At 63.4% G+C, this 14,150-nt stretch carries 13 protein-coding genes; 3 read left to right on the top strand and 10 right to left on the bottom strand.

Annotation, left to right across the window (positions count from 1 at the left end):
• Positions 1-2: 2 nt before the first annotated feature.
• From AC0L24_RS31560 to AC0L24_RS31535, 6 genes are all read right to left on the bottom strand, one after another.
• Positions 3-989: an ABC transporter permease gene (locus AC0L24_RS31560; RefSeq protein WP_127809939.1), complete on the bottom strand. Its 987-nt coding sequence runs from the start codon at positions 987-989 to the stop codon at positions 3-5.
• A complete protein-coding gene (locus AC0L24_RS31555) occupies positions 986-1,966 on the bottom strand; it encodes an ABC transporter permease (RefSeq protein ID WP_127396019.1) in 981 nt (326 codons plus the stop codon). Before AC0L24_RS31555 ends, AC0L24_RS31560 begins: the two co-directional genes overlap by 4 nt.
• Positions 1,963-3,510 (bottom strand): sugar ABC transporter ATP-binding protein, encoded by a 1,548-nt coding sequence (locus AC0L24_RS31550; protein ID WP_127396020.1) that lies wholly within the window; start codon positions 3,508-3,510, stop codon positions 1,963-1,965. The genes AC0L24_RS31555 and AC0L24_RS31550 overlap by 4 nt, the downstream gene beginning before the upstream one ends.
• Positions 3,511-3,592: 82 nt before the next feature.
• A complete protein-coding gene (locus AC0L24_RS31545) occupies positions 3,593-4,720 on the bottom strand; it encodes a sugar ABC transporter substrate-binding protein (protein ID WP_127322625.1) in 1,128 nt (375 codons plus the stop codon).
• Between the two features lie 298 nt (positions 4,721-5,018).
• Positions 5,019-6,047 (bottom strand): HTH-type transcriptional regulator GntR, encoded by a 1,029-nt coding sequence (gene gntR, locus AC0L24_RS31540; protein WP_127396021.1) that lies wholly within the window; start codon positions 6,045-6,047, stop codon positions 5,019-5,021.
• Between the two features lie 177 nt (positions 6,048-6,224).
• Complete coding sequence (locus tag AC0L24_RS31535) at positions 6,225-7,454, bottom strand: MFS transporter (protein ID WP_127396022.1); 1,230 nt, start codon at positions 7,452-7,454, stop codon at positions 6,225-6,227.
• A gap of 172 nt (positions 7,455-7,626) precedes the next feature.
• Here AC0L24_RS31535 and AC0L24_RS31530 point away from each other — a divergent pair, with 172 nt between their 5' ends.
• Positions 7,627-7,917: a DUF3175 domain-containing protein gene (locus AC0L24_RS31530; RefSeq protein WP_473564789.1), complete on the top strand. Its 291-nt coding sequence runs from the start codon at positions 7,627-7,629 to the stop codon at positions 7,915-7,917.
• Between the two features lie 17 nt (positions 7,918-7,934).
• On the opposite strand, the gene AC0L24_RS31525 is transcribed toward AC0L24_RS31530, so the two are convergent.
• Positions 7,935-8,711: a FadR/GntR family transcriptional regulator gene (locus tag AC0L24_RS31525; protein WP_023813240.1), complete on the bottom strand. Its 777-nt coding sequence runs from the start codon at positions 8,709-8,711 to the stop codon at positions 7,935-7,937.
• Between the two features lie 268 nt (positions 8,712-8,979).
• Entirely contained in the window at positions 8,980-9,876 is an 897-nt protein-coding gene (locus AC0L24_RS31520) for an NAD-dependent epimerase/dehydratase family protein (RefSeq protein ID WP_473564788.1), read from the bottom strand.
• 118 nt (positions 9,877-9,994) lie between these two features.
• Between AC0L24_RS31520 and AC0L24_RS31515 the strand changes: the two genes are divergently transcribed.
• Entirely contained in the window at positions 9,995-10,933 is a 939-nt protein-coding gene (locus AC0L24_RS31515; RefSeq protein WP_473564786.1) for an NAD(P)-dependent oxidoreductase, read from the top strand.
• Positions 10,934-10,957: 24 nt separating this feature from the next.
• Here the strand turns inward: AC0L24_RS31515 and AC0L24_RS31510 are convergent, their stop codons facing one another.
• On the bottom strand, positions 10,958-11,740 hold the full coding sequence (locus tag AC0L24_RS31510; RefSeq protein WP_127396613.1) for a FadR/GntR family transcriptional regulator: 783 nt from the start codon (positions 11,738-11,740) through the stop codon (positions 10,958-10,960).
• Positions 11,741-11,938: 198 nt separating this feature from the next.
• Positions 11,939-12,928 (bottom strand): sugar-binding protein, encoded by a 990-nt coding sequence (locus tag AC0L24_RS31505; protein ID WP_127396614.1) that lies wholly within the window; start codon positions 12,926-12,928, stop codon positions 11,939-11,941.
• A 463-nt stretch (positions 12,929-13,391) separates the two neighbouring features.
• On the opposite strand from AC0L24_RS31505, the gene AC0L24_RS31500 reads away from it, so the two are divergent.
• The gene (locus AC0L24_RS31500) at positions 13,392-14,132 is read left to right on the top strand and encodes an ATP-binding cassette domain-containing protein (protein WP_013530854.1); all 741 of its coding nucleotides are present in this window, start codon (positions 13,392-13,394) and stop codon (positions 14,130-14,132) included.
• Positions 14,133-14,150 lie beyond the last annotated feature (18 nt).

Raw genomic sequence — 14,150 nt, 5'->3', positions numbered from 1 at the left:
GGTCAGCGGCTTGCCGGCGCGCGGCCGTAGAGCAGCAGCATGGCGACAATGACGACGCCATAGATGATCTGCCGCCCCGCCTCCGGCATCTGCATGACGGAGAGGATGGACTGCAGCAGCGTGATGAGGATGACACCGGCGACAGTGCCGAGATAAGAGCCGCGCCCGCCCAGGATCGAGGTGCCGCCAAGCACCACCGCGGCGATCGACGGCAGCAGATAAGCGTCGCCCATCGACTGCGCCGCCTTGGAGGCATAGCCAGCCAGAAGCACGCCGCCGAAAGCCGAGAGCCCGCCGGAGACGGCGAAGGCGACCATCACCACGCGCCGCGTATCGATGCCGGAGAGATACGCCGCGCGTTCGCGGTTGCCGATGCCGTAGACGGTGCGGCCGAAGCTGGTACGGGTCAGCACGAACACCATCGCGGCTCCGATCAGCGCCCAGATGATGACCGCGTTGGGCACGCCCGGAATGGCGAAGCCGGTCGCCAGGTAGCGCATCGCGCCCGTTGCCGAATCCTGCGGCGAGAAGCCGCCGGTGTAGACCACCATCAGCCCTTGCGCGACAGCGTTGGTGGCCAATGTGATGATCATCGAGGGGATGCGCAGATAGGCGACGCCGATGCCGTTGACGACGCCGATCAGCATGCCGCAGAAAATACCGAACGGAATGGCCAGCGCCACGCCGACCGGGCCGTACGCCGCCGCAGCGCAGGCCATCATGGCGCCCGCCGCCACCGCCCATGGCACCGACAGGTCGATCTGACCGAGCAGGATGACCAGCATCATGCCGGTTGCGATGACGCCGAGGAACGAAGCCACCTTGAGCTGCTGCAGAAGATATTCAGGCGACAGGAAGCTTCTGGAATAGAGGCTGCCCAGGAACAGCAAGAGAACGATGCAGGCAAAGGCCGTCAGCACCGCCGGATCGGCGCGGCGGATGAATCTGGGCATGCGGCCGGCAATACCGCCAAGCGTCGTTTCGCTCACAGGAACCACTCCAGCCGGTTGCGGACCCGAAACAGGGCGAAGGCGCCGAGGCTGACGGCGACCAGCAGGATAACGCCCTGGAACAGCGGCTGCCAGAGCGGATCGAAATCGAAGACGAACAACAGGTCGCCGATGGTGCGGAAGGCCAGCGCGCCGAAGATGGCGCCGATGGCGCTGCCCTTGCCGCCGAACAGCGAGACGCCGCCGAGCACCACGGCTGCGATCGAAAACAGCGTGTAGGAGTTGCCGCTGGCATAGGCCGCCTCGCCCGTATAGGTGAAGAAAGTCAGGAACAGTCCGCCGATCGCCGCCAGCAGGCCGGCCAGCGTGTAGGCGGCGAACTTGCCGCGCCGGATCGGCACGCCGGACATGTAGGCCGCCGTCTCCGATGAGCCTGCCGCGTAGGCGGCGCGGCCGAGCACCGAGCGGCTGAACGGCACCCAGATCACCAGCACGACGGCCAGCAGCACGAGGAGACTTGCCGGTACCACGCCGAACACGCGGCCGGTCAGCGCATCGGCCAGATCCTCATTGACCGAGCCGCCCGGAAATGGCCGCAGCAAAAGGCCGATGCCGTAATAGACGGCGCCAGTGGCAATGGTGGCGACGATCGGCTGCAGCCGGCCATAGATGACGATGGCGCCGTTGATCGCGCCGCACAGCAGCCCCACCGCCAGCACGGCGATGACACCGAGCGTCGTCTGCATCGGCGTGCCGACCACCAGCCAGGAGGCGAGGCAGTTGGTGAGCAGGAAGATCATACCGACGGACAAGTCGATGCCGGCGGTGATCACCACCAGCGTCTGCGCCATGGCGACAAAGGCGAGCAGCACGCCCTTGTTCGACGCCGTCTGCACGACATTGGCGGTGAAGCCCGCCGGATGGTTTGAGGTGTAGATGACGAACATGACGATGAAGATGCCGAGCGCCAGCAGAGTTCCGCGCTGCTCGGCCAGCCAGTAGCGCCAATCTTTCACGCGCTTGCTCCCAGGCCCACCGGGCTCTCCTCGCCATGGATGTTGAGCGCGCTTGATATCAGCGCCCGCTCGGTGATCTCGGCACCGACCAACTCGCGCTTGACCGCCCCGTCATAGAGCACCAGCACGCGATCGCAGCAGCCGATCAGTTCATCATAGTCGGTCGAGTAGAACAGGATCGCAGCACCCGCGTCGGCCAGTTTGCGCATCAGCTGGTACAGCTCCTGCTTGGTGCCGACGTCGATGCCGCGCGTCGGATCGTTGAGCAGGATGATGCGCGGCTGGCGCATCAGCCATTTGGCGATGACCACTTTCTGCTGGTTGCCGCCCGAAAGCGCGCCGACCGGAATGTCGAGGCCTGCCGTCTTGATCGCCAAAAGGCCGACCATGTCGTCGATCAGCCGCTGCTCGGCGGCGCGATCGATGATGCCGGCTTTCGACAGCCGGTCGAGCGCCGCGAAGGACAGGTTCTCGCGCACCGTCATCGGCAGCATCAGGCCTTCGGTCTTGCGGTCCTCGGGGATGAGCGCCATGCCGATGCCGTCGTCGCGCGCAACGGATGGGCTGGTGATCGACACCGGCTTGCCGTCGATCAGGATCTGGCCGCTGAGGCCCCGCAGCACGCCGAAGAAGGCGAGCAGCAATTCGCGCTGGCCCTGACCGTCGAGGCCGCCAATGCCGACCACCTCACCTGCCCTGACGGTCAGCGAGATGTCGTGCAGCCGGTCGGCCCAGGAGAGCTTGCGGGCCTCTAACCTAGGGGCTGCGGTGGCAGGCACCGCCGCCGGCTTGGGCGGAAAGATATGGCTGTATTCGCGACCGATCATCAGTTCGACCACTTCGTTGTCGCTCTTTGTGCCTGCCTTGTAGCTGGCGACATTGCGGCCGTTGCGAAACACCGTGCAGTGGTCGGCAAGCTCGGCGATCTCGTTCATGCGGTGCGAGATGTAAAGCAGCGCCAGCCCTTCCGAGCGCAATCGCTTGAGCACGCTGAAGATCTTGGCAACGTCGGTCGCGGTCAGTGCCGAGGTCGCCTCGTCGAGGATCAGGATGCGCGGCTTCCTGGCCAGCGCCTTTGCGATCTCGACCATTTGGCGGCGTGACAGCGGCAGGTCCTTGACCAGCGCCAGCGGGTGGATATCGGCGGCGCCCGCGCGTGCCAGCGCCTCCTCGGCGATGCGGCGCTGCGCCTTGCGGTCGATCATGCCAAAACGCTTCGGCGGATCGGAAATGACTATGTTGTCGGCAACGCTGAGTTCGGGAACCAGCGACAGTTCCTGGAAGATGCAGACGATACCGGCCTTGTTGGCCGCGCCTGGCGAGGCGAATGTCACTTCGCGTCCATCCAGCGTCATGCGCCCTTCGTCGGGCGCGACGACGCCCGCCATAACCTTGATCAGCGTCGATTTGCCGGCGCCGTTTTCGCCGAGAATGGCGTGAATGCTGCCGGATGAGACCGAAAGCTCGGCCTTTTCCAACGCCCGCACACCACCATAGCGCTTGGATATGCCTTCCATCCGGAAGAGCGGAACCATACCGTCCATCGGCCCTCCCGAGGCACTTTTGACGACCAGGGATATCGAATGGCCGGCGCCGCGGGAGATCCCGCGGCGCCTTGTATGCTGCCTATTGGTCCGCCTTGGTCTGGCCCATGATTTCCTGCGCCGTGAAATTGATGCCGCAGGTCGGGAAGGAGTTGCCGACGAAGAAATTGTCAGACTGGTCGGGGAAGAAATCCTGACCGGCTTTGAAGTTCGGATCCTCGACAATCGCCAGCGGCAGTTTGACCGCTTGCGGAACGACATTGCCTTCGAGTGCGGCAATCGCCGTCTTGATGGCAACCGCCACCTGGGCCGGACCGGTGCCGGCCGATGAGCATTTCAGCCCGTCCGCAGCATGAGCGGCGCAGAACTTGCGGAAGCCATTCTCGGTCTCGCCGCCGAACGGCACGAAGGGATGCTTGGCATCGATCATCGCCTGCACGATGCCGGTGTCGCCACCCTGTCCGGTCACGCCGTCGAAGGGGCCGTTGGTTGCGATGGCGTCGGCCGAGGCCTTTTGCGCCACGCCGTCATCCCATTTGCCGACCACCTCGGTGACCTCCCACTTCTTCCCGGACGCGTCGAGAGCCTCATGGATACCGTTGTGGCGGTCGGTGTCGACCGATGTCCCGGCAACGCCGCGCACTTCGAGCACCTTGCCGCCATTCGGCACATGCGTGACCAACCATTTGCCCCACAGCTCGCCAAGACCTTTCTGGTCGACGTTGACGTTGATGGCGTCCTTGGTGTCGAGAATGTTGTCGAAGGCAACCAGAATGACACCGGCTTCCTTGGCGCGCTTGATCACCGGCCCGAAAGCGGTCGGGTTCTGGGCGTTGACCACGATCGCGTCATAGCCGGAATCAATGAAGTTATTGATCGCCGAGATCTGTGCCGGCACGTCTTCTCCGGTCGAGACGACCTTGAATTCCTTCAGCTTTGCAGCAACGTCCTTCTGGGCTGCATAGGCCTTCGCAGTCTGCACCATCTGGATACGCCACGTGTTGGCGATATAGCCGTTGGCGAGCGCAATGCGGTAAGGGCCGTCCTTCTTGGGGAACTTGAAGAACTGCGTATCCGCAGCCCAGGGTGCGAAGCAATCCGGCTCGGCCGCTGGACCCTTGACGATTTCGGGGCCCGCAGCAATCGCCGACGAGCTCAACATGACGAATGCAGTGGCGGCAACGATGCCACCAACAAGTGACTTGATCATCGATATTCCTCCCAATTGCAGTTCTGTTTGTTATTTGACTTTGCGAAGTCTCGCGCGATGCCCGGCACCTCCTGCCTTGGCCACGCTTTCATTGGTCGGTGAATGGCCGACCCGGTTCCTCCCCTTGTCCCCGTCAGCAAAGCTGAAACTATCATATTATCCATAATAAACAAGTATCAGTTGTCGCTTATGTATAATAAACAGGCGTTATCTCTCCCACATGCGCCTGTCAAACAAGGATGGTAGCGCTACCAAACTGGCGTGTAAACCGGCATTCGCACAGTCGCTCCTGTGCGTTTCAACGCGCCGTGCTCTCGCGGCGCTTGAGCTCGAAACCGAGGTCGACGATCCGTTGCTCCGGTCTGTTGCCGGCGATCGCCGCCAGCGCCATGGCGACGGCACGCCGGCCGATCTCATAACGATGGGTGCGGATGCTGGTGACCGAAGGAAACGCCACCTGCATCATGTCGAGATCGTTGAAACCGACGATGCCGATCGTCGTCGGCACCGCGATCGAGGCGCGATGGCATTCGAACAAGACGCCGAGCGCGATGTCGTCATTGTTGCAGAAGACACCGTCGAGTGTCGGCACCTTGGCCAGCGCGTCGCGGAACATCTCGCGGCCGAGCGACACGCTGGACAGCACCGGCGTGGTGGTGACGAGGCGCGGGTCGAACAGGCCCGCGGCCTCCATCGCCGCGCGATAGCCGGCAAGGCGCCGCTGCGAACGCGGGTCCATGCGTGCGCCGATGAAGCCGATGCGGCGATAGCCGGCCTCGATCAGATGCTCGGTCGCCGCCCTGCCGCCATCGAGATGCGAGAAGCCGACCATCATGTCGACCGGATCTGGACCGGTTTCCATGACCTGCACCACGGGGCAGCCGGCACTTTCCAGCAGCTTTCGCGAGGCCGGTGTCTGATCGATGCCAGCGACGATCAGCGCGGCTGGCCGTTGCGAACCGAACAGCTGCAGCAGCCGCTCTTCCTCAAGGCCGGAATAATGGGTGTTGCCAAGCTGGATGCGGAACGGGCTGGCCGACAGGCTGTCATAGATGCCGCGCACCACCTCGGCGAAGACGTTGTTGGTAAGCGACGGCACCAGCACGCCGAACACCTCGGCGCGCGCCGAGGCCAGCGCCCGGGCATTCGGGTCCGGCACGTAGCCCAGTTCGTCGACGGCGGCCTGGATCTGGCGGCGCAATTCTTCGGAGACACGCTCCGGCTCGCGCAAGGCGCGCGACACGGTAATGGCGCCGACGCCGGCCTTGCGTGCGACATCCGCGATGGTCGGGCGGCCGCCGCCCCGGCGCGAGCGCGGCTTGGTCAAGGACGCACTCCTGGCGACGGGCTTGTGCAGCCAAGCGCCTTTGGAACCATATTCGGGGTCTTTGCCACCGTCGTCATGCCAAACCGGCCTGTTGCCGCACCCATTCGCCTTCCGGCGTCGCGCAGCCTTGGGTGGTTGTCAAGCCGCGCAGATCCCGGACCATTGGGCACGGTGAGCTCAGGCCATCACGGCTGTGCTGCGCCGTGCTTTCCAGAACAGCAGCCCGATCGCCACCAGGTTCAGCAAATTCCAGGCGATGCCGTTGAGAAATGCGGCGGCGTAGGAACCGGTCAAATCGTAGATCCAGCCCGACATCCAGCCGCCGATCGCCATGCCGAAGATGGTCGCCATCATGACGATACCGATACGCTGGCCGGCCTCGTTGGCCGGCATGTAATCGCGCACGATGATCGCGTAGCAAGGCACGATGCCGCCCTGCGACAGGCCGAACACCAGCGACACCACATAGAGCGAGGCAAGCCCGTCGAACGGGATATAGAACAGGAGCGACAGGCACTGCAGCACCGAGCCGATCATCAATGTCCGCACGGCGCCGATCCGGTCGGCGAGGAAGCCCGATGCCAGCCGGCTGACGACGCCGCCTGCCATCATGATCGAAAGCATGTCGGCGCCGTGCGCCACGCCGTAGCCGAGGTCCATGCAATAGGCGACGATATGCACTTGCGGCATCGACATCGCCACGCAGCAGCCGAGCCCGGCGACGACCAGCAGCACCTGCAAGGCCGCCGGCGACAGCGAGATCGGCTGCACCGACCGGCTTCCGGGCGAACCCGCGACGGCCGCCGCCGGGGCACCGCGCCGCAGCATCAGCACCAGCGGCACCATTGTCACCAGGCAGAAGATGCCGATTGCCGCATAGGTGAAGCGCCAGCCCTCCGCCTTCATCAGCGTCGGCATGATGGTCGGCCACAACGCCCCGGCAAGGTAATTGCCGGCCGCCGCCGCCGTGACCGCGACACCGCGACGACGGTTGAACCAGTGCGAGATATCGGCGATCAGCGGCCCGAAGATCACCGACGTGCCGACACCGATCAGCACTCCTTGGGCAAGCGTGAATTGCAGGATCGAGGTGGACAGCGCCGCGAGCAGCAGGCCGGCGGAAAGCGCAATCGACGAGAGCAGCGCCGGGATCCAGTAACCCATCCGGTCGATGGCGCGGCCGACCAGCACGTTGCCGGCGGCGAAACCGACCATGGTCGCGGTGTAAGGCATGGACGCCGCGGCGCGGTCGACGCCGAACTCGGCCTGCACCGCGGGCAGCACGACGACGACAGCCCACATACCGACGGCGCCAATCGTCGCCAGCAGCATCGAGATGGCAAGCCGCATCCAGGCATAGGAGCTGTCGATGCCGGGGCCGGGCTGGATGCTGTCGGTTCGGGTCAAGGCGTTTCCTGTCGGCGGTCTCGGAGATCGGCTGCCGTTTGCGCCACTATCGGCGCATTCTCAGGCCGCAGCAGCGCCACAGCGGGCAAATCCGTGGCTCCAGAGCCAGGCCGGAACCGATGCCGATGTGCAGAGTTTTCCCGGCAACCCACCCCTGCAAAGGAGTCCAGCGATGACCGCCACTAGGAAAAAATGGTCGGCCGAGGTGACCGAGCACAGCAACGCAATGGATCTTGAGGATCACGTCTTCGAATCCGACGACGCCAGGAAGATCGCCGCCTCGCTGAGGCGATCCGCCGAACACAGCCACAGGCGCAAGGCCGAGCCTTTCCAATCCGCCATGTCGATGCTGAATTTTTACATCAACCGCGCCGGCAAGAACTTGCCTGCCGCGCGCAAAAAAGTGCTTGAGGACGCCAAGGACGAACTGCGCAGCGCCTTCGGACGTGACAAGGATGACTAGCGGCGGCCGGTCAGGCTCTACCGGGCGCGGATGACGCCGTCTGTGTTGGCGAGCAGTTTGCGCACTGCATTGCGCGCGGCGTCGGGGCGCTGCAGGCGGATGTTCTTCTCGATCGCCTCGTGCAGCTTCTGCGCGTGGTTGAGATCGTCGATCTCCCGCGTCGTATAGGCAAAGAGGTGATCGAACGCGGACTCGATCAGTACGCCGAGCGGCACCAGAAGATCGTTGCCCGAAGCCCGCAGGATGGCAAGATGGAAGCGCGTGTCGGCGCGGGTCCGCTCCTGCAGGCTCGTCGCCTCTCCCATCTCCCGGCAGGCCAGGCTGATCTCGGCCATCTGCTCGTCGGTTCTTCGCATGGCGGCAAACGCGGTCGCTTCCGGCTCGATGATGTGGCGGAATTCCTGCACCGTCTTGAGGAACACTTCGCGATCCGGCGACGTCGCGTACCAGGCAAGCACATCGCGATCGAGCAGGTTCCAGCGTTCCTTCGGCTCGACCCAGCTGCCGATCTTGGGGCGTGAGGCCAAAAGGCTCTTGGCCATCAGCATCTTGATGGCTTCGCGCACCGCCGAGCGGCTGACGCTGAAGGTCTCCGACCATTTCGCTTCATTGGGCAGGATGGTGCCGGGCGGATAGTCGCCGCGCACGATCCTGAGGCCGATTTCGCTGGCCAGCGAGGCGTGGACGCTGGAGCCTGGAATACGCGCGGCGTCCGCGCGGCGAACGCCGCCCGGACGGTCCCCGGAGGCCGCTTTCCCCAACGATTTTTCCTTGTTCGGCTTCGCGTCCCGCATGGGTTCCAGAAAGTCCGTATTAAGCAGGCTGTCAAGCGCGGCAAGCGGCTTGCACCGCAAAGCCGCCCGCTGTGCACAGATCAGCCCCGATCCGCCGCTTGATTGGCATGTCGATATTCAGGTCAGGCCGAGCCGAGAATGATGGATTTCGAGAACCGGAGCGCAGCGTACTTTTGGGTACGTGAGCACCGTTCTACCGCAACGCGGTAGAACCGGAAGCGCAGAAAGCTGTCATTCGCAGGCCGGCATCACCTGAATGTCGACATGCCTAGGACTGGTTGACGTATTTGCGCCAACTATGCTCCGGGCGGAAGCCCAGAACGTCACGCGCCTTGCGGTTCGACAGCAGCGTCTCGTATTCGCCGAGTTCGGCCTTGACCGTCACGCCGGGGTAGAACCGCTTCAGGAGTTCGGCAGTCGGCAGGTCGGACGAGGTGTCGTCATTGGCGGCATTGAACACCTGATAGCCGAGGCCGTCCTTCTCGATGGCGCGCAGCGTGATCTGGCCAAGGTCGCGCGCGTCGACATAGCTCCAGGCGATGCGCTTGCGGAAACCCGGATCGGCGAACCATTTCGGAAACAGCGAATATTCGTGCGGCTCGATGACGTTGCCGATGCGCAGGGCGTAGATGTCGGTGCCGTTGCGTTGCGCAAAGGCCCGCGCCGTTTTCTCGTTGACGACCTTGGACAAAGCATAGCTGTCCATCGGATCGACATCATACTCCTCGTCGAGCGGGAAATATTTGGGATCGCGCGGCTCGTTGGCGAACACAAGCCCATAGGTCGTCTCGCTGGAGGCGATGATAATTTTGCGGATACCGAGCTTCACCGCCGCCTCGATGACATTGTAGGTGCCGAGCGCATTGATGCGAAACACCTCGTTGTCGGTGGTGATCATGATGCGCGGGATGGCAGCGAAATGCACCACCGCATCGACCGGCTGCGGGCGCAGCGAGGGGTCGAATTCATGCAGGCCCATATAGCTCGACAGTGCGTTGAACACCTGCCCGCTGTCGGTGATGTCGGTGATCAGCGTGCGCACCTTGGGATTGTCGAGCGGCTTGGTGTCGATGTTGAGCACCTGGCAGCCTTGCTCGACCAGATATTGGACGACATGGCGTCCGGCCTTGCCGCTGCCGCCGGTGAACATGATCCGCTTCGTCATTTTGCTCTCCACATCCTCAGGAATTTATGTGTATTGTCAGACAATATCGCCATCCGCAACCACCTCGCCTGCAAAACGGCAGCGCCTGACATCAATCATTGCAACAGGACTTGAAGACATGAACACGACTGCCGCGAGCGAAAAGATCGGCTTCATCGGGCTTGGCCTTATGGGCCACGGGATCGCCAAGAACATCGTCGACAAGGGCTACAGCCTGACCTTCCTCGGCCGCAACAACCGCAAACCGGCGGAAGACCTGCTTGGCCGCGGCGCCACGGAAGCATCGACCTCGCGCGATGTGGCGGCGGCAACTGATATCGTCTTCATCTGCGTCACCGGTTCGCGCGAGGTCGAAGCCATCATTCGCGGCCCCGGCGGCCTCAAGGAGGGCTTGAAAAAGGGCTCGGTCGTCGTCGACTGCTCGACCTCCGATCCGGTCTCGACGGTGGCGCTGGCAGCGGAACTCAAGGCGCTCGGAATCGATTTTGTCGACGCGCCGCTCAGCCGCACGCCGAAGGAAGCCTGGGAAGGCACGCTCGACGCCATGGTCGGCGCGCCGGACGCCCTCTTTGCCAGGGTGAAGCCGGTGATCGAAACCTGGGCCGGCCGCATCGTCCATATCGGCGACACCGGCGACGGCCATCGCATGAAGCTGCTCAACAATTTCATCTCGCTCGGCTACGCCGCGATCTATTCCGAGGCGCTGGCGCTGGCTGAGAAGGTCGGCATCTCGCCGCCGCGCTTCGACAGCGTCATTCGCAATGGCCGCATGGATTGCGGCTTCTACCAGACCTTCATGCGCTGGACGCTGGAAGGTGACCGCGACGCGCACAAATTCACCATCGCCAATGCCTTCAAGGACCTGACCTATCTGGAATCGATGGCGGGTGCGGCCGGTATTGCCAATCCGCTCGGCAACGCCACCAAGAACTCCTTCGCCGGTGCCCATGCAACCGGGCCGGCCGAGCAATTCGTGCCGATGCTGGCTACGCATATCGCTGGGGTGAACGGTGTCGACCTGATGCCGATGAAGGATGGCAAGAAGCAGACCATTTGACCGATTACCCAACCCTGGCGCCGGTCACCGCCTCCACCGCCCTATCCCATCGTCGGTATCTGCAAGCAGCTTGTGCACGGCGTTGCGCGCGGCGGCTGGGCGCTGCAGGCGGATGTTCTTTTCGATCGCCTCATGCAGCTTCTGCGCCTGGCGCTGATCGGCGACCTGCTGTGTCGTGAATGCGAAGAGATGGTCGAGGGCCGACTCGATCAGCACGCCGAGCGGCACCAGGAGGTCGTTGCCGGAGGCGCGCAGGATGGCCAGATGAAAGCGCGTATCGGCGCGGATACGCTCCTGCAGGCTCAAGGCCTCGCCCATCTCGCGGCAGGCCTGGCTGATTTCCGCCATTTGCTCGTCGCTGCGCCGTATGGCGGCAAAGGCCGACGCTTCCGGTTCGATGATATGACGAAACTCCTGCACGGTTCGCAGGAACGCCTCGCGGTCGGGCGCCGTCGCGTACCAGGCCAGCACGTCGCGATCGAGCAGGTTCCAGCGCTCCTTCGGCTCGACCCAGCTGCCGATCTTGGGGCGTGAGGCCAGCAGGCTTTTCGCCATCAGCATCTTGATGGCTTCGCGCACCGCCGAACGGCTGACATTGAAGATCTCGGCCCATCTGGACTCGTTGGGCAGGATGGTGCCGGGCGGATAGTCGCCACGCACGATCCGCAGGCCAATCTCGCCGGCCAGCGAGACATGGACGCTCGCTCCCGCAAAATGCGCGGCACCGGCCTTGCGCATGACAGCCGGGCCGTGGCTGGCTTGTGCCTTGGCCCGGTCGGTTTGCTTGCTTGACTTCTCGTCCGGCATCCACGTTCCAATGCGTCGACCGTCTGTCGTCCGGATTGAGCCGAACCGCACGGGCGCCGATCTCGTTGCCGAAAAATCCAGATCACGGGCACGGCAAAGCCGGAGCCGGTTGCCCCAACCATTGCGTCCGTTCGGGAATTATCGCTTCCGTTCAGGAATGACGGGGCGCCCGCAACCGGGCGCCCCGAAATCGAGAACCTACTTCTGGATGCAGGTGTCGACCGTATCCTTGGTGCACTCGTCGAGGCCGGTGAACACCGGATCGGCGACTGCCTTGCCTTCGATCAGGTCGATCATCACCGACGGTGCCTTGTAACCCATTTCGAACGGCCGCTGACCGACCAGAGCCGTCACGAGGCCGTCACGAGCGATCGCCACTTCGTCGCCGATCGTGTCGGCGGCGCCGATGACGAAGTCGTTGCTGGCGATCCGGTCCTTGAGCGGCCCGAACAGATCGCGATAGGGCTGCGGCGCGCCGAACAGCGGCCAGCCGCCCATGATGCCGAAGGCGTCCAGCTTGGGGTTGGCGGCGAGGATGTCGGTCATCGCTTGTACGCCCTTGGCGCCGTCGTCATTGGTGAACACCGGGCAGCCGGCGACTTCGGTCCAGCCACCTTCACCGGCAAGTGCGGCAAGGCCTTCCTTGCCCGACAGTGCGTCACGCATGCCTTGCGCACGGCGCAGGATGTTGTCGGCTGCCGGGTTGCCTTCGATGGTGCAGATCGTGCCACCATTCGGCTTGCCCTTCTTGATGTACTCGCCGATCTTCTTGCCCATCAGGTAATTGTCGGTACCGAGATAGGTCTTGCGAAGACCTGCGTCTTCCTTGCTGAGATCGGCATCGACCGTCATGATCGGGATCGTCGGATTGGCGCTCTTGATCGTCTGCGCGATCAGCGGCGCATTGGACGGCGAGATGGCCATCGCCACCGTGTCGGCCTTGCTCAGCATGTCCTGGACGATCTGCGCCTCGCCGGCCTCGTCCGAAGTCGACGCCGGACCGGTGTAGAAGCATTCATACTCCGAGCTGGCGTTTTCCTTGTTCCATTTCTCGCAGCCCTGGTGGATGGCCTCGAAGAACGGATTGTCGAGACCTTTCACGACAATGACGAGCTGTTTCTTGGCCAAAGCCGGCCCGGCACCCAACGCCATTGCGGCGACGGCGGCGAGCAAAAGTGTCTTCCTCATGTCAGTCCTCCCTTGAAACAAACGGACACGGCGTGCCCGCCATACAGATCGACCGGATGCGTGATGACCGAGGGTCGTTTCGAGCGCTCGTGTCGCCAGGACAGATCGATAAGCATTTCCAGATTCGGCTTCAGATCAGCTCACACACAGGTGCCGCCGGATGCTGGGCCGTCAAACCTCCGCCGATTCCGGCCGGCGAACCGCCAGCGGGGATCGACATAATCTCCTCCGACGCTTAGCTAATATCGGCTTGGCGCCAACGTCAATGCTATTTGTCCTACAAAACGGATTTTTAAAATAGTCCTGGCCCAATTCGTCCGACAATTGATTGACGTGCGCCGGCTTTTGCGTAAAAGAACGCTAACGCCGACTTCGGGAGGAGCCGGGGAGAGCGAGGCCTAAGCAGCGTCGGCATCCATGCCGGGAACAGCAGCAGGTCGCAATCAAGGGGAGGCAAAGGCTGGTGGCGGTTCTCGAACTCACCAACATCTCAAGGCATTTCGGCGCCATCCAGGCTGTCAACGACGTTTCGCTGTCGATCGAGCCCGGACAGGTGGTCGGCCTCATGGGCGACAACGGCGCCGGCAAGTCGACGCTGGTCAAGATGATCGCCGGCAATTTCCGCCCGAGCCATGGCACCATGCACATGGACGGCAAGGAATTGATCCTGCACAAGCCGGCGGAAGCCCGCCAGCACGGCATCGAGATCGTCCACCAGGACCTTGCGCTTTGCAACAATCTGACCGCCGCCGCCAATGTCTATCTCGGCCGCGAGCTGCGGCGCGGCGTCGGGCCGTTCCGCATCCTCGACTATGCCTCGATGTACAAGCGCGCCGGCCAGCTCTTCGCCGAATTGAAGTCCGAAACCCGTCCGCGCGATCTCGTCAAGCAGATGTCGGGTGGCCAGCGCCAGGCGGTTGCCATCGCCCGCACCATGCTGTCGCAGGCCAAGATCGTGCTGATGGACGAACCGACGGCGGCGATCTCAGTGCGCCAGGTCGCCGAAGTGCTGAACCTGATCCGCCATTTGCGCGATCAGGGCATCGCCGTCGTGCTGATCAGCCACCGAATGCCTGACGTCTTCACCGTCGCCGACCGCGTCATCGTCATGCGGCGCGGCCGCAAGGTCGCCGACAAGACGATTGCGTCGAGCTCGCCCGAGGAAGTCACCGGGCTGATCACCGGCGCCATCGAACAGGTTTGATTTCAGCGAATTTCACCA

The sequence above is a fragment of the Mesorhizobium sp. WSM4809 genome (genome assembly GCF_055811655.1).
The sequence above is the reverse complement of the archived record's forward strand: the minus strand, read 5'-3'. Positions and strand labels throughout refer to the sequence as shown.

What these genes read in the sequence shown, in the direction of transcription:
- AC0L24_RS31550 (WP_127396020.1), bottom strand. Translation starts at nt 3,510, where the DNA reads ATGGACGGTATGGTTCCGCTCTTCCGGATGGAAGGCATATCCAAGCGC.
- AC0L24_RS31545 (WP_127322625.1), bottom strand. Translation starts at nt 4,720, where the DNA reads ATGATCAAGTCACTTGTTGGTGGCATCGTTGCCGCCACTGCATTCGTC.
- AC0L24_RS31530 (WP_473564789.1), top strand. Translation starts at nt 7,627, where the DNA reads ATGACCGCCACTAGGAAAAAATGGTCGGCCGAGGTGACCGAGCACAGC.
- AC0L24_RS31525 (WP_023813240.1), bottom strand. Translation starts at nt 8,711, where the DNA reads ATGCGGGACGCGAAGCCGAACAAGGAAAAATCGTTGGGGAAAGCGGCC.
- AC0L24_RS31520 (WP_473564788.1), bottom strand. Translation starts at nt 9,876, where the DNA reads ATGACGAAGCGGATCATGTTCACCGGCGGCAGCGGCAAGGCCGGACGC.
- AC0L24_RS31515 (WP_473564786.1), top strand. Translation starts at nt 9,995, where the DNA reads ATGAACACGACTGCCGCGAGCGAAAAGATCGGCTTCATCGGGCTTGGC.
- AC0L24_RS31510 (WP_127396613.1), bottom strand. Translation starts at nt 11,740, where the DNA reads ATGCCGGACGAGAAGTCAAGCAAGCAAACCGACCGGGCCAAGGCACAA.
- AC0L24_RS31505 (WP_127396614.1), bottom strand. Translation starts at nt 12,928, where the DNA reads ATGAGGAAGACACTTTTGCTCGCCGCCGTCGCCGCAATGGCGTTGGGT.